Genomic DNA, 19,382 nt, shown 5'->3' on the forward strand with positions numbered 1-19,382 from the left:
TTTGAAAATTGAGAGGGTGGCTGGGAATTACTCCACAATCACAGGAGTTCCAATTGGCGTGTTCTCAAAGAAAATCTTCGCCATCTTGTCCGGCATCCGAACGCAACCATGGGAGGCAGCATATCCGGGCAAGAATCCGGTGTGCATGCCAATTCCGCCATTGAAGCGCATGAAGTTGGGCATGGGAGCACGCTCGAATACCTCACCAGGACCCGCGCGGTGTTTGCGGGTATCCGCATCATCGTTCACAATCTCTCCCGTGGCGACATTGCGAATCACACCATAGAGCGACGATTTGTGGTCCGGGCTCTTCTGGGTCACCTTGAAGCTGCCCTTGGGCGTACGGCGACCTTCGATGCCAGTGGAGACTGGAGAGACCCCGACCAGCTGGTTGCCCTTGTAATAGTAGGCCCGCTGCTCGGCGAGATTGATGCGAATTTTGGGTGAACCCTGCACTCCGTCACCATCCCAGAAGGAAGAGGACTCGTTGGGATTGGCAGAACCGTCGTAGCCAGTCGAAGTGCGGATACCAGCCAAATAGCCGGTCTGACCACCGATAGCGGTGCTCGCACCGGGCCCGTCAACAGGAGCGCATGCCACGAAGGCAAACGAGGAAAGCACTGCGGTGAGGAGGAAAAGTCTATTTTTCATGTATTAAAGAGGGCGGGGTAAGAATACTGCAACTTTGCAGGTATGCAACCGACACTTGCGCGGACGGAAAATCATGCTACTTCCCTCTCCACTACAACTAAAAAAATTCATATGCCCAATTACGACTATCGCTGCCAAACCTGCGGCCACACCTTCGAGGTCTTTCAGAAGATGAGCGATGAGAAGCTCACCGATTGTCCCATCGAGAACTGCGAGGGACCGATCAAAAGACTCCTCGGAACGGGTGGCGGCATCATCTTCAAAGGCGGAGGGTTCTACGAAACCGACTACCGCTCCAAGTCTTATACCGATGGAGCCAAGAAGGACAAAGCGGCCAGCGAGCCCAAAAAGGAGTCCAAGCCCAAGTCGGACTAGGGACTGAACGCTCACACGAGCTTCAAATCCCCTTCTCGATACCATCGTCCTTTTGCTCCTCATCCCCTCCTGATCTTCCCCAATCAAGGTCACCGTCCCCCAGCCGCTGGTGGAAACGGTTATACAAATAGCCGATACCTACTAGCAGGGCACCGGTGACCCCAAAGGCCACGATGCGCCAGAAGCTGTCCTGAATATCGACCCGGAACAGGCGCACCACCGTGATCGCCAACCCTCCCAAGGCGATCAAGCGATAGCCACGGAGACCAAACCAAAATCCTGCCACGAGCAGCGCAACCGCCGCAACCGCCCAACTGGCCGTCATCCCACTGACTACCGCAGGCGACATCCCCAAGCCCACCATAGCGGTCACGAGGGCCCCGCTCCCCCACAGAAGGGATGCCACTTTAGGCTGAGCCAGAGGAGACTTTCCTTCCCCCCTCGCCAACCAGACTCCGTTGGCCGCCAACAAAACGAAAAACAGGACGACCACCCAGGGGAAAGAAGGATGGGACCATTGCCCGGGAAGCTTGAGCAAAGCCATCACCGCCGCCACCAAGCCTAGCCAGGAGAGACTGTCGGCCCGAAGAAGCCGCCAACCGACCAGAATCACGGTAGACAACAGAAGAGTCACCACCGGCAAAGCCACCCCGCTGAAAACACCAACCAGAAACGCCCAAAGGGCCACCGCGACGGTCACGGTGCGAAACCCGTCGGCAACATTCTCCAAAGCCGCTTCCTCCTCCGGATTACGCCATCCCCAAAACCACCAAACCAGCGCCAGCAGCAAGGTGATCAAGATGGTGGGCTCGAAGCGCGGGATCCAACCAGACTGGGTTAGAAACCAAATCGAAACTCCCGCGGACAACAGAGCCACTCCCCGCATGGAGAGAAAGTGGAAGACACTCCCCAACACATGATACCCCAATGCCAATCCAACAAAAACGACCGGGAACCATTGGCCGCCGACCGCTTCTTCCGTCAGAAGCCCCACCGCAAACAATGAGGCCACCAACACTGCCAGCCCACCCATCAAGTGCCGCGGCTTTTCGGAACGCCCGATCCATGCGTAAAAAGCCCACGCGAGAGGTAGCCAAAGTAGAACTTGAGAACTCACCGCCTGCCCTGCCAAGTATCGGGAACGCAGAACGAACAGAGTGCCAATCAACAGCAGGAATGAGGTCCACTCCGCATCCTTCAAGCGCAAGGGCCAAAGTTGCAACAAAGCGATAATACCAAAAACCAGTGGAATAACGATGGATGAAGAAGATGGGTTCTGCCAACAGGCAACATCCAACACCTCCAGGGCGACAAGCGTCGCTCCAAAGACCCCTGCCACGCGCCGCACCACGTCCTCTCCCAGCAAGACTCGATATCCCACCAACAGTGCCTGCACCACTACGAGATACAAGAGAAGCAATCCACGCCCGTCCCACCAATTCAACCCGGCCACCGGACTCGAGTCAGACCAAAGCAAAAACCATCCCACCAACGCTGCCAAAGCCGCACCCACCTCAAAGACCACCCTCGAACGAGTGCGCGCCAGCCACAGCAAACCAGCCGCTTGACCCAAAAGAGAAAACGCCCGCACCGGCCCCTCAAAACGCGCAACAAGGAAGAGAGCCAGCAAGACCATAGCCTTGGCCCACAAAGTCTGCCAAAGCCCCTCCCCCTCGTCTCGGCGCCACCAACAACCTGCGAGAAACAGAAGAGCGGCAAAGCTGAGATAGAAGAGCTGAAAGTCGAAACCCCGCGTCCAAGTCACCACTGCCCCCGAGAGCAAACCCACCGCCGTCACCAGAGTCACTCCATACTTCGCCTTCCTCTCCCCCTCTGACCACCGCCAGGATAGAGCAGCCAGAGGAAGAATGGTCAGCGTCAGAATCACACTCTGGGCGACCCAATGGGAAGGCCCCTTGTCGGGTCCGTAGGTAAAAGTGGCCAGAACCGCCAAACCCAATCCGCTGCCAAAGACCGCTCCCCACAACCCCGACCACCAACTCCGCCAGGCAAACAACCCCGTGCCAGCCAGAGCCAAGACCATCAGCGCGATCAATGATACCGAACCCAGCCCCTCGGCCGCCGCGAACGAACAAGTGACATAACCTAAAACGAGAGCCAACCCAAAGATGGCCTCCCGCTCTTTCCACAAGGCCCAAGCGATGGTCAGAACCAAGGCAACCGTTTGCGCAATGGTTCCCAGCAAAGGCGAGTCGATCACCTTCGTTGCGGGCAAGCCGTAGGCGGCGTAGGCGGCGACATACAGCAACGCCAAGCCTCCCGCCGACAACGCCCTTCCAAATCCCTGGAGCTTGCGCTCGAACCAGCAGCCGGTAGCAAACACCGCAAGTGCCACTGCTATCAGCTCTAACAAGCGAACCCACGGGACGGTATTTTTGTTCACATAAAGTCCCAGAAAAACAGCGGCAATGACCCCGAAGGCCAGTCCCAGGCGAGTGCTCCACCATGCCATCGGATTCGCCCCCTCTTCATCCGGAGCAGGCGGCTTCAGCCCCATCCGCTCCAACCACACAAGCAAAGGCGAAGGCCCCAAAGGAACAGGAACGGCTCGCTCAGGCTCCTGACTCTCATCCCCTGGGACGGGACGCACCGTCGGCGGAAGAGCAGGCGGGACCGCCGCAACAACTTTCCCCGAGAGAGAATCAGCTGAAGGCGGGACCACCTGCCCCTCTTTCGCAGGAAAAGTCGGAGTCGTGTCTGGCCGGACCATCTCCTTCTCTGCGGGCCTGTTGGATTGAGCCTCCGCGCCTTTATTATTCGGCCGGTTTTCCAGCCGATAGAGACGCTCTTCCAGCTCCCCGACCCGGGCTCGCAGATTGAACAGCGTGACCAATGAGACAAAAAGAAAGGCCAATCCCCCCAGGATCCAGATTATCTCCATTCCAGCATCTCATCAGAACCGGTCCCAGCTGTCGAAGCCTATTCGCTAGGTCCGCAATCCTCGGGCAATGATGAACAAGACTTGTTATTTTGCAAAGAAGGCGGACTCTTTGTTCCGTGGATATCCCTCAACCGATTCTCTTCCTTGGCATTGTTGTGCTGCACCTGATTGGTGCCGCTCATGTTCTCCATGCATTGTTCCGGGTGAGAACCCCCAGCGCCACCATCGCATGGATGATTGCCCTAGTGACCTTCCCGTGGGTGGCGGTGCCACTCTATTGGGTCTTCGGACGCAATACCTTGGTGGGCTACGTGCAGGCCCGGAAGTCGGACAACGAACTTCTCAACCTTCAGGTCAACGCGCTGGAAACCTCCATCAAGCCCCACCGCATTGACCCCGATGGCCCGTTCTTGACCACCGCAGTCCGCATCGGCGGCATCCCCGTGACCAGAGGTAACGATGCCGATTTGCTCATCGATGGCGAAGAAATCTTTGCTCAGATCTTCAACTCTATTGCCAAGGCCAAGGACTACCTGCTGATCCACTTTTACATCATCAAGAGCGATCGCGTGGGGACCCGGTTTAAAGAAGCTCTGATCGAAAGAGCGCAGGCAGGCGTTCGCGTCCACTTCCTATTCGACGAGTTGGGTTCTCACAAACTGCCTAACAGCTATCTCGAAGACCTGCAGAAGGCGGGGGTGGAATGTTTTGCCTTCGGCCGCACCCGCAAGTGGTGGTCACGCCTGCAGTTGAACTTCCGCAATCACCGCAAGATCATCGTGATTGATGGCAATGATGCCTTCATCGGCGGCGTCAATGTGGGCGATGAATACCTCGGACGCGACGAGAACTTTGGCCAATGGCGCGACACCCACCTCAGGCTGCAGGGTCCGGCGGTGCAAGCGGTTCAGATGGTCTTTCTGGAAGACTGGTATTGGGCCACCCACCAAATCCCCGATCTGGATTGGAACTGCAAGCACGAGAAAGAGGATGCCTCCGTCGCGATCGTACCCACTGGCCCCTCCGACGAGCGCCCTTCCTTTCAGTTGCTGGTCGCGGAAGCGGCCAATACCGCCCGCTCCAAACTCTGGATTGCCTCGCCCTATTTCGTCCCCGATGACGGCATTCTAACAGCGCTGCAAACCGCTGCCCTGCGGGGGGTGGATGTGCGTATTCTGTTGCCGGAAAAGCCCGACCACCTTCTGGTCTGGCTATCCTCCTTCACCTACTATCGCCAGACTTTGCCCTATGGCATCAGGCTGTTCCGCTATTCGGAAGGCTTCATGCATCAAAAGGCCTTCTTGATCGACAACAAGGTCGCGGCAGTCGGCACAGGCAATCTGGACAATCGGTCGCTGCGTTTGAACTTCGAGATTACCGCCATCCTCACCGCCCAGGAACATGTGTATGAGGTGGCCGGAATGTTCAATGAGGACTTCGACCGCGCCCGTGAGGTCGACCGGGATGAGTTTTTGGAAAAGCCTCTCCCGTTCCGTTTGGCTGCCAAGCTGGCCCGCCTACTGGCTCCCATCCAATAGGCCTTCCGCCGATGGTTCGAAGACGTCGAACACATCCGAGCGCTCACCAATCGGAGAGGAACTCCACGGCAGATGGTCTACCAGCCCGCCTGAACCATCCGGAACCGACGAGTCAAAAAAACAACAGCCGCTCAGAGAAAGAACGGCTGCAAGAGAGAACAAAAGGGTCGGCATCTAGCGGCGTTGGAAACCTCCAAGCATCCCCTGACCTTCGCCTTCCTGCATCCCGTTCCAAGGAAGATCGCTTTCATCAGATTCGGGCAGAACAACCTTGCGTTCCTGCTCCATCGCGCAGCTGGCGAGAGAGGCGAAGAGGACGGGAAGAGCGAGCCAAAGAGCGTATTTCAACTTCATGGAGGAAAGTCTAATCCCAATGCGTGATCTGGCAAGCCCGTCTTGCGGACCCTCCTCCCCACTTTTTCCCGAGCGAAAACAGGTCTGAAAATCCCCGCGCCATCCTTGATCAGTCCGCATAATAAAGCCCCGGGAGACTGGCTCCCGGGGCTGCTATAACCAGACAATTGACGAAGCGACTCTACTCGGAAGCAGCCTTCTTCTCTGCGGCTTGCTTTCTCATGGCGTCGGTCAAAGCCTTGCGAAATTCCATGATGGTTTGAGGCTCATCGGTATCGAAACTTGCCACAAAGGCTTCGTTAATTTCCACCGGCAAACGTTCATCCACACCCAGAAGCTTTTTCGCAGCGGCTTGGGCCTTTTCCTTATCACCCAAAGCAAAATGCATATGCGCAATGATGGGGTAATCAAAGACACTTGCAGAAGATCCTTGCTCCAAAACCTTAATAATCGTCTCCCGCAAGCTCGCAGGAATCTCTTCTTCAGAGGACTCGAGCTTCATCGCCAAATTGCGTGCGCTCATCGCTCCCTGACGGCTCTCGGAAGAGCTGGAGATCAGCTTCTCAACCTCGCCCCACTCTTTTTTAGTAGTCGCCAGGTCAATCATCATGGCGTCCAGATAAGGGGCATCTGGTGAAAGCTCCTTCACTTTCTCGAGAGCAGCTTGCATCCCCGCAACGTCCTCTTGGCCAGCTGCCGTTTGAAAAGCCTTCACCGCTTCGCTCATCGCCGCCTTATTCGCTTCCTCGTCTCTGATTGCTTTCACCGCCGCAGTCTCTTGGTCACCGCCCGCCAGCAGAGCCACAATCAAGTCTTCCTTCAATCCCGCCGGGTGGGTGGAGAAGAGAAGTTTGCCATTTTTGACCACAAAGGCGTGTGGAATCCCCCGAACACCCGCAGGCTTTAGCCAACTCTCCTCAAAGGCACCTCCTTTACCGACATAAGCAACGGGATAGGACATGCCCTCGCCCTTTTTCTCCACGAACTTGGCAGCCTTGTCCTTGCCATCCTCCCAAACATTCATTCCATAGATATTGAGACCCTGTTCGTGGTACTTATCGAACAATTCATCCACGTGGGGAATGACCGCGATACAAGGACCACACCAAGTCGCCCAACACTCAAAGATATAGACCTCATCGGATTTCCAATCTGTAGGAGCTTCGCCCTGTACGAATTCAGCTTGAGCCAAGGCCTCGATCGCCACTTTGTCCCCGGGCGCCAGTGCCATTGCGGGAAAAGCCATTCCGAGGGACAACAAAACAAGTTTCGAAAGATGTTTTTTCATTTCCCCTCAAGCTTAAGCACATAAAAAAACCAACTCCATCATTAAACCTTTTCGACTTGGCTTTTCCAAATTGAGACAAACCTAAGTGCCTCAATTTTAAACCCATAACTCGGGCAAAATTTTCAAATAGACACACCACGGCCCCCGCTCTGCCAGGCTTCCTGAAAAGGGTCGAAAATGCTCAAGAACCCCGGGTCACCGGACAATGACCGTACTGAACACCAATTGGCTAAGGCCTTCCCTTCCGGCCCTAGTCCGAACAGAACTCTTTCGAAAGGAAAGTCTGAACGAATAAATGCTCAGCCGGCCACTTTTCAGGACTCGATGGAGCTGGGTGCCCCCGGGACGGTCTCCGGAGACCCGGCAACGGACTTCCGGTAGACGCTGGGACTGGTGCCGTAGACTTGGCCAAAGGCTCGCGAAAATGCGGTGAAGGATCCGAAGCCCGATTGCTCGGCCACCTCGCGAACACTCAGCGAACTATCGCGCAAAAGTCGGGTCGCCTGCATCAGACGAACGGAGCGCACGAAGTGACCCAAGGAAACTCCCGCCCCTTCGCGGAATTGCTCGCGCAAGTAGCTGCCGGACACCCCGAGGTAGTCGGCAAGCGCCTTCACGGAGAGGTCTTCTTTCAGGTTCGCCTCCACTCGTTCACGGATTTTGCGCACCAGGTCGCTTTCTTGCCCCAGAGACTGCAAACGCTCACCGGAAGCCAACTCCAGAAGAATCTCCCCCAGAATCCGTGAAGACTCCAGAGCGCCCTGAGGTCCATTCGCCTCTTTCCAGACTTTCAAGAACCGGTCCAATTTCGCGAGCAATTCCTCCGACAAGTGCCGGGGAGAATCACGCAACTCTTGGATTTCAGGCCAAAAGGCGAGAGGGAGGTCAAAGGTGACGAAAAGCCAGGAAAAACGGTCCGCCAACTCCGCATAGTAGTGCGCCTGGTGGGGAAACATAACGAGAGCTTCACTCGGAGCCAGATTCCAGAGACTGGTTTCCACTCCCACCTGACCAGCCCCTTCCAGAGCAATCAACAAGACGAACCGGCGATGCTGGTCGTAGCGCTTGGAATTGGTGGAGATTGCACCCCAGCCATCTTCTTCCGTCTGCTTGCTTCGCAAAAAGCAAAGCACCTCGTTAGGGAGGATGAGCTCACTCCAGTCCTTGCCCGCAAAGTAGTTCTCGGGCTCTCCGAGGCTTTGCGCTAACTCGCCAATGCTTTCCAAACTCGATGTGTGTGTGTCCAATGCCTCGACAGTCAACCGATCTCTGGGCGCTTTTGCAAGATTTTCAATAGTCTACCCCTGACTCGCCTCCTCATCGATGAGAATCCGGACGTTGCCATGAGTCTGCAAAAAGCTCGCCGGCACCTCCGCTGTCACCGGTCCTTGCAGAGCTTTTTGCAGTATTCCAGCCTTCCCCGCCCCCCAGGCCATCAGGACAATCCGCTTCGCTTCCAAGATCGTGCCAATCCCCATAGTTAGAGCCGCCAACGGGACCTTTTCCAACGTTCCAAACTGTTTGACCGCATCCCGCCGCGTGCGCTCATCGAGCTCAATACGCCGCGTCCTGGAGTCCACCGGCGACCCGGGCTCGTTGAATCCAATGTGCCCGTTCCCACCAATCCCGAGGAGCTGCCAATCCAGCCCCCCTTTTTCTACAATTTTTTCTTCATAAGCTCGGCAAGCCTCCTCCGCATTCTGATAGATCCCCGGAAGGAGATGACTTTCCCGAGCATCAATGTGAGCGTATAACTGTTGCTGCATGAAAGAATCATAGCTCTCGGGATGCTCCGGCGGTAACCCTTCGTATTCGTCGAGATTGAAGCCCTCCATTTGAGCGAAAGAGAGGCCTTCCTCGCGATGGCGACGCACCAATTCCCGATAGAACGGGAGGGGAGTCGACCCCGTTGCCAGTCCCAGATTGACCGAATCCTTTTTGCGCAACAAGGCCTCCACCTCATCCGCTGCAGCTGCCGACGCCTCTTCCCGTGTCGGAAAGACATCGATTTGTAAGCCTGATCGTTCGATTTTAGATGATTGCATCACTTTCTCCCCATCGGTCTTAAAGAGAGCAGAACTACCGGACAATCGAAAAGTTTTCTTATTTGCCAAGTTGACATTTTCGACACGCGATCGCGAATTTGGAAGCGAAGGACAGGTGGAGAAAGCCGGCCTAGGGCTCGATGCCACGCCACCAGCCGCCGAACTCTGCCCGATACTTTCCAGGCGGCATCCCAACCGTGGACTTGAACTGCCGGGAAAAGGCCGATTGCTCGCTGTATCCACAATCCAAGGAGATCTCAGCCAGGCTCTTATCGGTTTCCACCAGGAGCCGGGAGCCATACTCAACCCGCAGCTTTCGCACGAATCCGTTGAGGCTCAGCCCGAAAACACGCTTCAACCGGCGCTCGAACTGCTCCTCGCTCAGCCCCGCCCGGCAAGCTAGCTCCTTCCTGCTCAGATCCTCCGCGAATCGCTGTTCGATCTCAGTCACGACCTCGGCAAGCTCCCGATAATTCATCTCCTGGCCCGATGGCAGGCGCAGATCCTGCGAAACCGAGGCAATGCCCAGCAATGCCCCCTCGCGGTCATGAATCGGCACTTTGCTGGCGAGGAACCATCCCAATCCCCCACCCCGCAACGGCACCAACTCCAAGCGCTCTTGAAAGCCCCTTCCGGTCGCCAGCACCTCCTCATCCTGGGAACGATAGTGATCCGCTAAAACCTTGGGAAAAAGGTCCTCCGCCCGTTTGCCCACCACCGTCCAGCGCGACCCCAGACCCACCCGCTCCGCAAACGCATCGTTGGCCGACATATAGACCCGGTCCCGATTTTTCAGGCAAAAGACAATATCAGGCAAAGCGCTGAAAAGGCGTTCGGTCAGGGTCGAGTCCTCCATCCGCTCCAAGAACTCATCCCGCATCTCCCGAGGTGTCATCGGCAGCGACGATAGGCCAAAGCCCGCAAGCCCGCAAAGCCTTTGACCCGAAACCCCATCTACCCTCCCCAAACGGGTCAAGACGCGCGGTATACATTACAATGATGACAATGCAGGAATCACCCGAGATGGCAGCCGCGACCGACTCTCTAGCCCAGGAAGCGATCACTCTGGCAGCAAAACTTCTGAGCCAATCTCTGGAATCCGAGACTGCGGAAGAAAAGAAAGACGCCGTCAAGCTCGCCGCCATGATGGAAGACCCAGCCGGCAAAGAGCTCACCTTCCATTTGACCGACCGCATTCTGCGCGCTCCCGAACCCAAGCGAGCAGCCCAGCTCTTCCGCGCCCTGCTCCAGAGCTACGGTGCCCCGCGATATCTCAGCGGACCCGACCGACTCCTGATGAAGCTCGGATCCGAAGTCTCCCGCTTTCTCCCCACCGTCGTGATGCCCGCCATCACCGAACGCCTGCGCCGCGAGTCCCGTAAAGTGATCCTCCCCGCCGAAGAAAAAGAACTCACGCTTCATATTGAACGGCGAAAAGTCGAACAGGCTCAAGTGAACCTCAACCTACTGGGGGAAGCGGTCCTGAGCGAGGAAGAAGCGAACAAGCGACTGGAGCAAAACCTTTCCGCCCTTTTGGAAAAGACCACCAACTATCTCTCGGTCAAACTTTCCGCCCTCTTTTCCCAAATCAATCTAACCGCATACGAGGACACCCGTCGGGAACTCTCCGCGCGACTGCGTCTTCTCTATCAGGCTGCACAAACCCAACAGCCGCCAGCCTTTGTCAACTTGGACATGGAGGAATACCGCGACCTCCACCTCACTCTGGACGTCTTTCGAGAAGTTCTCGCCGAGCCTGAATTCTTCAAGCTTCGGGCGGGCATCGTCCTTCAGGCCTACCTCCCCGACGCCTTCCCCCTCCAGCAGGAACTGACCGAGTGGGCCAAGAAGCGCGTGGACAAAGGAGGAGCCCCCATCAAGGTCCGTCTCGTCAAAGGCGCGAACCTGGCGATGGAAAAGGTAGACGCCGAACTGCATCACTGGGAACTCGCCCCCTATGACAACAAGGCTGATGTGGACGCCAACTACAAGCGCATGCTCCACTACGCCTGCAAGCCGGAGAACGCCCGCGCAGTCAATCTCGGGGTCGCTTCGCACAACCTCTTTGACCTGTCCTACGCAATGGTTCTGCGGAAGAAAAACGCAGTCGAGAACGCCGTTGAGATTGAAATGTTAGAAGGCATGGCCGCCCCCCAGGCCCGAGCGGTTCTCGCGGAAGCAGGCAAGGTTCTCTTCTACTGCCCCGCGGTCAACGATGTCGACTTCGAGGCCGCCATTGCCTACCTGATCCGGCGTCTGGACGAGAACACCACCGACGGCAACTTCCTCCGTGACCTCTTCGAGATCGCTCCCGGCAATCAGGCATGGGAAAAACAAAAACAGCTCTTCCTCACCGCATGCGCCGAACAAGACCTTGCACCCAAGGGTCCGCGCCGACGACAGAATCGATCCGAGGAAAAGCTCGCTATCCAAGAGGGACCTTTCGCCAACTGTCCCGATACCGACTTCTCTCTCCCCGCCAACCGAGAGTGGCTCGCTTGGAACCTGGAGCCGGCAATCCCCGTTCTGGACACCGCCTTGCGGAGCGCCGCTGACGTGGAAGAGGCACTCCTCGCCGCCACCTCTTCTCCGTGGCCCCAGACCTCACAAAGCGAGAGGGCGCGACTCCTTCGGCAAGCGGCGGTGGAACTGGGCAACAGCCGGGGCCAGCTGATCGCGATCATGAACAAAGAGGCTAAGAAGGCCCCGGCGGAAGGCGATGTGGAGGTATCCGAAGCCATCGACTTCGCCAACTACTACGCACACAGTTTCTCCGACCCGGCTTGGCAAGACGGCCTCGCGCATGAGGCCATCGGCCCCGTGGTCATCACTCCCCCCTGGAACTTCCCTTGCGCGATTCCCTGCGGTGGCATCCTCGCGGCCCTCGCGGCCGGGAACCCCGTCATCATCAAGCCCGCCCCAGAGGTCATTGCCACCGCCCGCGTGATGGTAGACGCCCTCTGGCGGGCCGGCATCCCGCGCGACGCCCTTCAGTTTCTGCCACTTCCCGACAATGAGATCGGACAATCCCTCATCACCGATCCACGGGTCGCAGCAGTCATCCTCACCGGCTCCTCGCTCACCGCCGACCTCTTTCTCGGATGGCGTCCCGACCTAAGGCTCTTTGCCGAAACCTCGGGCAAAAACTCCCTCGTCATCACCTCCGCGGCAGACCCAGACCTCGCTATCAAAGACCTCGTAAAGTCGGCCTTTGGTCACTCCGGTCAGAAGTGCTCGGCCGCTTCCATCGCGCTCGTTGAACGCTCGTTGTTAGAAAAAACTTCCTTTCTGACCCGACTCAAAGACGCCACCGAATCCCTCAAGGTTGGTCCTGCCACCGACCCGGCATCCATCGTCACTCCGCTCGTGCAGGAACCTTCGCCTGACCTCCTACGCGGATTGACTCAACTCGACGAAGGGGAGAGTTGGCTCGTCGAACCAAAAGTCGATGAGAACGACCCCTGTCTCTGGTCCCCCGGAATCCGCACGGGGGTGAAGGCCGGCTCCTGGATCCACCGCAGCGAGTTGTTCGGACCTGTGCTCGCCATCATTCCATTCGATACCCTCGAAGAAGCCGTCACCATCCAGAACGATACCGGCTTCGGACTCACCGGCGGTATCCACTCCCTCGACCCGGTGGAAATTGCCTCCTGGCGGGAAAAGGTCGAAGTCGGCAACGCCTACCTCAACCGCTCCATCACCGGTGCCATCGTCCAGCGCCAGCCCTTCGGCGGTTGGAAGAACTCATCTCTGGGCCCGGGGGGGAAAGCCGGCGGACCCAACTACGTCAGCCAATTCATCACCCCTCGTTCACCCTCCCTGCCCAAGCTCGGCTCCCAACCTGCGCCAGAAGTCACCACCTTGATCGAGGCCCTTTCAACGAACCTTTCTCCCGAAGAGCACAACACCTTACAAATCGCTGCACGCAATGGCAGCTATTGGATGGAAAAGGAATTTAGCCAGGAGCACGACCCCTCGGCCTTGAAACCTGAGAGCAATCAATTCCGCTATCGGCCGGTCGACGGAGCCACTCTTCGCTTGCATCAGGATAGCGACCTCATGGACCTTGCGATCTCCGCGGTAATGGCCCGGCTTGCCGGAGTCGAGCTCACCATCAGCAGCGGCGAACAGCTTCCGCAGGACCTTGCCAAAGCTGCTGATTCCCTGGGTCTTCGCTCTCTACAAGAGTCCGATAGCGAACTCAGCGATCGTCTGACAGCTCATCCCCTTGCAAGCCTCCGCACCCCGGGTATCCCCAGCACACACCTACACGGTCGCAACCACCATCAACCAGTCACCGCCCATGCACGGTTGGAACTGCTTCCCTACTTCTTGGAGCAATCTCTTTCTCAAACCCTCCACCGACATGGCCGAGTGGAAGAAGAACTTTGAGAAAACCACGGGCAACAAAGAGATCTCGAGAGTGCAAACTTGCTGAGAACCCGAAAGATTCCGAACCGAAACTGAGGTCAGGAAAGAAATACCAGCGATGGGAATCGAACCCATACTTCCGAAGAAACGCGATTTTGAATCGCGCGCGTCTACCAATTCCGCCACGCTGGCTTTTCGTGTGGGCGCGGAGCATATGCCTGTCGCCCGCCATCTGACAAGACTCTTTCCGCGAACTTTTTCAGAATTGACGACAGCAAGCCGCAATCGACCAAAGCGATTCGCCAAGCCTGAATAACATTCTCAGTAGGGAGTTACCTCTTTACGAGCAGATGCATAGCCCCTTAGAAAAGGGCATGGGAAAAAATCCTGGCAACGGTGGTGGTATGGGCGGCTCTCTCCGGAGCTCCCTCTCGAAATTTACAGGACGGGTCACCGTGAAGGCTCCAGAGACGAAGGAGGCTTCTGCGGGAGGCTCTTTGATGTCCACTCCCAAGCCCTCCCCGGCTGCGCCCGCCCCACAAGCTGCGGCCCCCACTCCGGCTCCAGCTTCGCAGGCAGCCTCCCAACCTTCCGTTCGGCCAGCCGCGCCAACTACATCAGCTCCCGCAGCCCAACAAAGGGTTGATCCCAAGCCCGCGCCAAGCCCCTCGCCAGCAGCACAAGCTCCAATGAATACCCAGGGAGGCAACAAGCTCGCGCAAGATGTTGTCATCGACGGCAAGCTCAAGTTCGTTGATCGACTTGTTTTCAATGGCCGCTTAAAGGGCGAAATCACCTCGGAAGGAGCCCTCGCGCTCCAAGCCCAATCCCTGGTAGAAGCTACCATCACGGTGAAGACCGTGGTTATCGAAGGAAAAGTGGTCGGCAACGTCATGGCGACGGAATCCGCCCGCCTGCTACCGAGCGCAGTCCTGATTGGCAACATCACGACTCCCAGTCTCACCGTCGATTCCGGCGCAACCTTCCAAGGTCAAGCGACCATCGGCAAGCCCACTCTCGCAAGCAAGTAAAGGCCTCCGAAAGGCCTTCCTGCCAAGAGACGCTTGGGACGCTTTTACTTTACTCCGGTGACGACCTTGATGTGATCCGCGATCGCATCCGCCATCTTCGCGTCCCCCTTTTTGCGCAGCCAGGCTTCATAGGCGACGAGGACTTCGACATCGTTCGCATAGTCGACCATCGCGATTTTGAATTTCTCAGCAGCCTCCTCTTGCTCCCCACGACGAGCGAGATGCAGGGCGAACTCCATCGGCGGCAGGGCCAAACTCAAGGGAGGAAAAACCCCCTTGGGCGGCTCGCGTTCATCGACCGCCGACTGATACCAAAAGTCCGCCATACTTGAACCTTTCTCCCCCGCTTTGGCATTAATCAGCTCCGCCTTGGCCAACATCCACTCCACCTTCAGAGCATTCCGCGTCCGCTCCCAGCTCTGCCGGCTGCTCCCCTTGGCCACCACGGAAGACACCTGATCCAACAATCCATCACTAGCAGCCAAGGCATTGAGATACTTTTCCCCCGCATCGAGCACCTTGGTCGAGATCGCATTGCGAGCGGCAAGAGCATGACGCCAAGCCTCCCACCCGATGACGGAAGGAGTCTCCGTCGCGAGCTTCTGGCCCTCCTCTTTCTTCGGCAGAAAAGCGAGACCCTTCTGATAGTCTCCCGGCGCTCCCCGCGCCAACGCCAAACGGGAACCCAAGGTCCGCCCTTCCCACAAAACAAGAGTGGCCCCCGGAGAATAGAGACGGTCGCTCGCCAGCGGCAGATTCGCCAATTCTCTGGCGATCGCAAAGGCCCCTTCATAGTCGTTGAGGCTGCGCAAGACGTTGGCCAATGAGAGTTTGGCTCGAATCACGTTCGGGCAGTCGTAGTATTTCACCCCATCTTCAGCCATGATCTTCTCGTAGAGATCAATCGCGGTTGAAAACTCCTTCTTCGCCAGGAGCAGGTTGCCCGCACGCTTTTCGAAGTGACCGAGAAGCTCGCGATAGGTGGGAAAATCAGGAGCCAACTTGGCAAGACGCCGCACACGGGGCAGCACCTTTTTGCGCAGCTCGCCTGTAGGATCAGGATGCTCGGTCTGCAAGGCAACCCAGAACGATAGCGCCATCTGGCTGTCATTGTTATTGATGAGAATATCTTCCACCTCAGCCAAAGCTTCCCGCTGACCGGGACCAGGCCCCAAGAGGTCATCGTAGCCATCTCTTTTCATAAAAGAGGCCATCAGCTTGAGCTGCAAATTGTTAGGATAGTCCTTGGAAACTGCTTCAAAGATTTCCGGGGCACGGCCTTTTTGGTCGGAAAAAAGAAAAGCCAGCGCTTCCGCCTGACCGCGCTCGGAAGCAGTCCCTTTCCCCTGGCCGACCAAGTCCAACATGCGCTCGACCGCCGCCAGACGATGCTCCGCAACCTCGCTATTCGGATTGGCCAAAGAAAGAGCCAAGCCCCAATACGCCATCACACATTCCGGATCCTTCTTCACCGCTTCCACAAAATGGCGGTAGGCCTCGAAATCCCACCCTCCATGAACGAGGGCCATCCCTTGAGTGACATGCTTTTGCACCTCCTTGGAATTGGCACTGACAGCCGGGTCAAACGAGATCAACTCGGGATACCAGCGGGGCGGTTTCAGCTTGGCGACTGAAGGTTGAATAACAGACTCGACTTGAAACTCGGTGGCAGGCGTGTCCTGAGCAGCAAGTGAAGCCCAGCCCAAGGTGAACAGCAGGCAGAAAAGGCGCATGCCAGAACTCTCAAACCCCGATCCCCATCGAGCAAGGTCTTTCCGCGCCAATTCGCAGTGAACAAACCCAAGGAGCACGGGCGTCCCGCCTGTGAACCCCATCGCCTCAACGGCGCGTTCCCATTCAATCAACCTTCCCGCTTCCCAATCATTCCATTCGCTGGCGGGACGCCTACGCTCCTTGAATACTCTCATCATCTCCCGTCCTCTTCGCTTTTCCAAATCAAACCCCTCCCGCGCCACCACCCGGACAAAGACAGTTTCCGCTCGCCCTCGCTCTTCGACGGCTAGGGCAATTTGCCTGGCAATATCTTTGGCTGCTTCAAAGACCACCTTCGAATCATCGAACGCCATCTCCTCTCTTCAAGGAGCACAGGCGTCCCGCCTGTGAAAGTGACAATGGGGAAAGTTGAGGGCAGTTTGGATAAGGAAAGTACCGTTGGGGCGGCAGGGTTCACAGGCGGGACGCCTGTGCTCCTTGACGAAAGAACACCCAAACTTCCTCCTCCCCGTCGCAATTGAACAATTACGATTCCAAATCCCTCTGCTGGACAAAAGAAAGGAAGGTCGTAGCCTTTCGGGCAGTAAATTATAGCAATGTCTGACAATCCTTCTTCCGACACCCCGAACAGTGACTCAACTGTTACTCCTTTTCCGACCGGAAATCCCGTCGCCTCCGAGCCCACTCCGGCCGTGACCACTCCCGAACCTACCGACGCCTCGGTTTCCAACAACTCCTCCAATGCGGACCTGCCCGAGGATGATGTGGCAGCCATCAACCAGTTGGGATACACCTACAAAAAGCTGAAAGCCGAACTTGGAAAAGTCATCATCGGACAAGAGGAAGTCGTCGAACAGCTCTCCATTTCTCTCTTCGCCGGTGGCCACTCCCTGTTGATGGGGGTGCCCGGATTGGCAAAAACTTTGCTCGTCTCTTCGGTGGCCGAAACCTTTGACCTCAGCTTCTCCCGCATCCAGTTCACTCCCGACCTGATGCCTGCCGACATTACCGGAACCGACATCATTCAAGAATCCGGAGTCGGCGGTAAGCGCGAGTTCGAGTTCATCAAAGGACCCGTCTTCGCCAACATCGTCCTCGCTGACGAAATCAACCGCGCTCCTGCCAAAACCCAGTCCGCAATGCTGGAGGCGATGCAGGAAAAGAAAGTCACCGTCCTTGGCAAGACCTACACTCTCGAAAAGCCCTTCTTCGTTCTCGCCACCCAGAACCCCATCGAGCAGGAGGGCACCTATCCGCTTCCCGAAGCCCAGCTCGACCGCTTCATGTTCCTCATCGAACTGGACTACCCCACCGCGGCGGAAGAAGGCCGCATCGCGCGCGAGACTACCGGCAAGGCTCCCGAAAAGCTTTCCCACTTGCTCAACGGCGACCAAATCCAAGCTTACCAAAAGCTGGTCCGCCGCGTGCCTGTTCCCGATCACATCTACGACGACGCGGTCACCCTCGTGCGCCGCACCCGCCCCAATACGCCCGATGCTCCCGCTTGGATTAGCGAGCTGATTGGTTGGGGTTCCGGCCCGCGTGCGATCCAGAACTTGATTCTCGCCTCCAAGGCCCGCGCCGCTCTGCATGGCAGCTACATGGTGCGCCGCGAAGACCTTCTCGCCGTGGCCGCTCCCGTTCTGACCCACCGCGTGATCCCGAACTTTGCCGCTGAGTCCCAGGGAATGACTTCGAAGAAAATCGTGGCGAGATTGCTGGAAGAACTCGACGAGTAAATGCACGACTTCATCGACCACAATCTTCTCGCCCGCCTCTCGGCCCTCCCGCTGGAAAGCCGGCAGGCGATGATTGGCAGCGTGGCGGGAAAGCACCGCTCGCCCCATCGCGGCTCCTCGGTCGAATTCGCCGAGTATCGCAAGTATGTCCCCGGCGACGATACCCGTCGCCTGGATTGGAAAGCCTTTGCCCGCTCGGACCGCTTTTACATCAAGGAGTTCGAGGCCGACACCAACCTGCGCGCCTACTTCGTGGTCGATTCCTCGGGCTCGATGAACTTTGCCAGCGGTGAGACGGATACCAAGATTCAATATGCGCGCCGCATCGCCGCTTCGCTCTCCTATCTGTTAGTGAAGCAAGGGGACGCCGCCGGGCTCTCGGTCTGCAACGACAAGATTCACCTCGAGATCCCTCCATCGCGTTCCGCCTCCCAACTGCAGCACATCTTCAACTCGCTGGGTGAGCTGGAGCCAAAGGGCGAGACCGGACTCGTGGAAGCCCTCCACACCGTGGCGGAAAAGATCAAGCAACGCGCCCTCGTGGTCATTCTCTCCGATCTCTTCTGCGATCCCGAAGAGCTTGGCGACGCTTTGCAACACCTGCGCTATCGCAAACACGACATCGCCATCTTCCACCTGTTAGACAGGCAGGAGATCGACTTTGCCTTCGACCGTCCCCATCGCTTCGTCGACCTCGAGGACAATTCCACCCTCGTCGCCGAGCCCAACCTCATCGTCGACGAGTATCACGCCGCCCTCAACGAATACCTCACCAAAGTCGAAGCCAAAGCCCACGACGCCCAAGCCGACTATCAGCGAATCGTCACCGATCAAGACTACGAGGCCATCCTTTCCGACTTCCTCACCAACCGACTGAGGTGATTCGAAGGATTGGTGGAGAAGAGAAAGCTCATGAGGCCTTGAAAAACCGAATGTTCAAAAACTCAAAAATCAAAATTGATGGCGAAGGGAACACAGTACGAGCTGCAAGAGCGAACCTATCAGTTCGCGGTTTCGGTTCGTCGTGTTCTTTCAGAAGAGGACCTGCCTCCGGTTTGTTGGGAGGATTCCAAGCAACTTCTTCGTTCGTCCGGTTCGGTAGGAGCGAATTATATCGAGGCCAACGACTCACTTTCTCAGCGGGACAAAATCTATCGCATGCGTGTCGCCCGAAAAGAGGCTTCCGAGTCCCGCCACTGGGCCCGCCTTCTCTCTCAAACCCTTCCCGCCTCTCTTCGCGACGAGATGGCAACCATCGAAGACGAAGCCGATCAACTTGCCCGCATCCTCACAACCATTGTCAAAAAACTCCCACCCGCCGAATAGCGCGACCTCAAGCCCTCTCCAATCCTTG

Annotated in this window: 15 protein-coding genes and 1 tRNA gene; 7 read left to right on the forward strand and 9 right to left on the reverse strand. The window is 57.2% G+C overall.

The window, feature by feature from the left end:
* Positions 1 to 27: 27 nt before the first annotated feature.
* Entirely contained in the window at positions 28 to 651 is a 624-nt protein-coding gene (locus IE099_RS04970) for a L,D-transpeptidase family protein (protein WP_189567896.1), read from the reverse strand.
* A 111-nt stretch (positions 652 to 762) separates the two neighbouring features.
* Here IE099_RS04970 and IE099_RS04975 point away from each other — a divergent pair, with 111 nt between their 5' ends.
* The gene (locus tag IE099_RS04975; RefSeq protein WP_189567898.1) at positions 763 to 1,026 is read left to right on the forward strand and encodes an FmdB family zinc ribbon protein; all 264 of its coding nucleotides are present in this window, start codon (positions 763 to 765) and stop codon (positions 1,024 to 1,026) included.
* Positions 1,027 to 1,048: 22 nt separating this feature from the next.
* On the opposite strand, the gene IE099_RS04980 is transcribed toward IE099_RS04975, so the two are convergent.
* Positions 1,049 to 3,928, reverse strand: coding sequence for a DUF2339 domain-containing protein (locus IE099_RS04980; protein WP_189567900.1), 2,880 nt, complete (start codon positions 3,926 to 3,928; stop codon positions 1,049 to 1,051).
* Between the two features lie 116 nt (positions 3,929 to 4,044).
* On the opposite strand from IE099_RS04980, the gene cls reads away from it, so the two are divergent.
* On the forward strand, positions 4,045 to 5,466 hold the full coding sequence (cls, locus tag IE099_RS04985; RefSeq protein WP_189567902.1) for a cardiolipin synthase: 1,422 nt from the start codon (positions 4,045 to 4,047) through the stop codon (positions 5,464 to 5,466).
* Between the two features lie 174 nt (positions 5,467 to 5,640).
* Here cls and IE099_RS04990 read toward each other — a convergent pair whose 3' ends face one another.
* The 5 genes from IE099_RS04990 to IE099_RS05010 all read right to left on the reverse strand — a co-directional run bounded on the left by IE099_RS04990 (position 5,641) and on the right by IE099_RS05010 (position 10,048).
* Positions 5,641 to 5,820 carry a hypothetical protein gene (locus IE099_RS04990; RefSeq protein WP_189567904.1) on the reverse strand — a complete coding sequence of 60 codons (180 nt, stop codon included), beginning with the start codon at positions 5,818 to 5,820 and terminating at the stop codon, positions 5,641 to 5,643.
* Positions 5,821 to 6,001: 181 nt separating this feature from the next.
* The gene (locus IE099_RS04995) at positions 6,002 to 7,066 is read right to left on the reverse strand and encodes a TlpA disulfide reductase family protein (RefSeq protein WP_189567906.1); all 1,065 of its coding nucleotides are present in this window, start codon (positions 7,064 to 7,066) and stop codon (positions 6,002 to 6,004) included.
* A gap of 356 nt (positions 7,067 to 7,422) precedes the next feature.
* The gene (locus IE099_RS05000) at positions 7,423 to 8,355 is read right to left on the reverse strand and encodes a helix-turn-helix domain-containing protein (protein ID WP_189567908.1); all 933 of its coding nucleotides are present in this window, start codon (positions 8,353 to 8,355) and stop codon (positions 7,423 to 7,425) included.
* Between the two features lie 51 nt (positions 8,356 to 8,406).
* Complete coding sequence (locus IE099_RS05005) at positions 8,407 to 9,153, reverse strand: glucosamine-6-phosphate deaminase (RefSeq protein WP_189567909.1); 747 nt, start codon at positions 9,151 to 9,153, stop codon at positions 8,407 to 8,409.
* Between the two features lie 130 nt (positions 9,154 to 9,283).
* Positions 9,284 to 10,048: an AraC family transcriptional regulator gene (locus IE099_RS05010; RefSeq protein WP_189567910.1), complete on the reverse strand. Its 765-nt coding sequence runs from the start codon at positions 10,046 to 10,048 to the stop codon at positions 9,284 to 9,286.
* 101 nt (positions 10,049 to 10,149) lie between these two features.
* On the opposite strand from IE099_RS05010, the gene IE099_RS05015 reads away from it, so the two are divergent.
* Complete coding sequence (locus IE099_RS05015; protein WP_229809390.1) at positions 10,150 to 13,545, forward strand: proline dehydrogenase family protein; 3,396 nt, start codon at positions 10,150 to 10,152, stop codon at positions 13,543 to 13,545.
* A gap of 89 nt (positions 13,546 to 13,634) precedes the next feature.
* Here IE099_RS05015 and IE099_RS05020 read toward each other — a convergent pair.
* Positions 13,635 to 13,716, reverse strand: a tRNA-Leu gene (locus tag IE099_RS05020).
* 182 nt (positions 13,717 to 13,898) lie between these two features.
* Here IE099_RS05020 and IE099_RS05025 point away from each other — a divergent pair.
* Complete coding sequence (locus IE099_RS05025; protein WP_194598368.1) at positions 13,899 to 14,555, forward strand: bactofilin family protein; 657 nt, start codon at positions 13,899 to 13,901, stop codon at positions 14,553 to 14,555.
* Positions 14,556 to 14,599: 44 nt separating this feature from the next.
* Here the strand turns inward: IE099_RS05025 and IE099_RS05030 are convergent, their stop codons facing one another.
* Entirely contained in the window at positions 14,600 to 16,642 is a 2,043-nt protein-coding gene (locus IE099_RS05030) for a tetratricopeptide repeat protein (RefSeq protein WP_189567912.1), read from the reverse strand.
* A gap of 243 nt (positions 16,643 to 16,885) precedes the next feature.
* Between IE099_RS05030 and IE099_RS05035 the strand changes: the two genes are divergently transcribed.
* The 3 genes from IE099_RS05035 (at position 16,886) to IE099_RS05045 (ending at position 19,354) form a co-directional block, all read left to right on the forward strand.
* Positions 16,886 to 18,028, forward strand: a complete 1,143-nt coding sequence (locus IE099_RS05035) for an AAA family ATPase (protein WP_189567913.1) — start codon at positions 16,886 to 16,888, stop codon at positions 18,026 to 18,028.
* Positions 18,029 to 18,910, forward strand: a complete 882-nt coding sequence (locus tag IE099_RS05040; protein ID WP_189567914.1) for a DUF58 domain-containing protein — start codon at positions 18,029 to 18,031, stop codon at positions 18,908 to 18,910.
* A 78-nt stretch (positions 18,911 to 18,988) separates the two neighbouring features.
* A complete protein-coding gene (locus tag IE099_RS05045; RefSeq protein ID WP_189567916.1) occupies positions 18,989 to 19,354 on the forward strand; it encodes a four helix bundle protein in 366 nt (121 codons plus the stop codon).
* Positions 19,355 to 19,382: the final 28 nt, after the last annotated feature.

This window comes from Roseibacillus persicicus (assembly GCF_014651675.1).
Classification (GTDB): domain Bacteria; phylum Verrucomicrobiota; class Verrucomicrobiia; order Verrucomicrobiales; family Akkermansiaceae; genus Roseibacillus; species Roseibacillus persicicus.

What these genes read in the sequence shown, in the direction of transcription:
- IE099_RS04970 (WP_189567896.1), bottom strand. Translation starts at nt 651, where the DNA reads ATGAAAAATAGACTTTTCCTCCTCACCGCAGTGCTTTCCTCGTTTGCC.
- IE099_RS04975 (WP_189567898.1), top strand. Translation starts at nt 763, where the DNA reads ATGCCCAATTACGACTATCGCTGCCAAACCTGCGGCCACACCTTCGAG.
- IE099_RS04980 (WP_189567900.1), bottom strand. Translation starts at nt 3,928, where the DNA reads ATGGAGATAATCTGGATCCTGGGGGGATTGGCCTTTCTTTTTGTCTCA.
- IE099_RS04990 (WP_189567904.1), bottom strand. Translation starts at nt 5,820, where the DNA reads ATGAAGTTGAAATACGCTCTTTGGCTCGCTCTTCCCGTCCTCTTCGCC.
- IE099_RS04995 (WP_189567906.1), bottom strand. Translation starts at nt 7,066, where the DNA reads ATGGCTTTTCCCGCAATGGCACTGGCGCCCGGGGACAAAGTGGCGATC.
- IE099_RS05005 (WP_189567909.1), bottom strand. Translation starts at nt 9,153, where the DNA reads ATGCAATCATCTAAAATCGAACGATCAGGCTTACAAATCGATGTCTTT.
- IE099_RS05010 (WP_189567910.1), bottom strand. Translation starts at nt 10,048, where the DNA reads ATGACACCTCGGGAGATGCGGGATGAGTTCTTGGAGCGGATGGAGGAC.
- IE099_RS05015 (WP_229809390.1), top strand. Translation starts at nt 10,150, where the DNA reads ATGATGACAATGCAGGAATCACCCGAGATGGCAGCCGCGACCGACTCT.
- IE099_RS05025 (WP_194598368.1), top strand. Translation starts at nt 13,899, where the DNA reads ATGGGAAAAAATCCTGGCAACGGTGGTGGTATGGGCGGCTCTCTCCGG.
- IE099_RS05030 (WP_189567912.1), bottom strand. Translation starts at nt 16,642, where the DNA reads ATGGCGTTCGATGATTCGAAGGTGGTCTTTGAAGCAGCCAAAGATATT.
- IE099_RS05035 (WP_189567913.1), top strand. Translation starts at nt 16,886, where the DNA reads ATGTCTGACAATCCTTCTTCCGACACCCCGAACAGTGACTCAACTGTT.
- IE099_RS05040 (WP_189567914.1), top strand. Translation starts at nt 18,029, where the DNA reads ATGCACGACTTCATCGACCACAATCTTCTCGCCCGCCTCTCGGCCCTC.
- IE099_RS05045 (WP_189567916.1), top strand. Translation starts at nt 18,989, where the DNA reads ATGGCGAAGGGAACACAGTACGAGCTGCAAGAGCGAACCTATCAGTTC.